Source organism: Polaromonas sp. AER18D-145 (assembly GCF_002379095.1).
Taxonomy (GTDB): Bacteria; Pseudomonadota; Gammaproteobacteria; order Burkholderiales; family Burkholderiaceae_C; genus Polaromonas.
The window spans coordinates 1-455 of sequence record NZ_NBZV01000124.1 but is presented as its reverse complement, the minus strand read 5'-3'; the positions used below and the strand labels follow the sequence as shown (position 1 = coordinate 455).

The window sequence follows — 455 nt, the reverse complement described above, 5'->3', positions numbered from 1 at the left end:
CGGGCCGGGGAACAAGGCAGAGGCTTTGCGGTGGTGGCCGCTGAAGTCAGAAACCTGGCCCAGCGAAGTGCGGCCGCGGCCAAAGAGATCAAGACCCTGATCGGCGACTCCGTCGACAAGGTCGAAGAAGGCAGCAAACAGGTGGCCGAAGCCGGCAAGACCATGGACGAGATCGTCGACAGCGTCAAACGCGTGACCGACATCATGGCCGAGATCACGGCGGCCAGCCAGGAGCAGACGGCTGGGATTGAGCAGATCAACCAGGCGATCACGCAGATGGACCAGGTGACGCAGCAAAACGCGGCGCTGGTGGAAGAAGCCGCTGCGGCAGCGTCCTCGCTGCAGGAGCAGGCCAGCGGGCTCAGTCAGGTGGTCAGCGTGTTCCGGCTGGGCAGCGACCAGGTGCAGCACCAGGCTCACCAGGCGCCCGCCCGTCCTGCGAGTCCCAAGGCCAG

1 protein-coding gene is annotated in these 455 nt (G+C 65.7%); it reads left to right on the top strand.

From position 1 onward, the window contains the following. The coding region (locus B7G52_RS23140) for a methyl-accepting chemotaxis protein (protein WP_240523599.1) at positions 1 to 455 on the top strand (455 nt) is incomplete at both ends.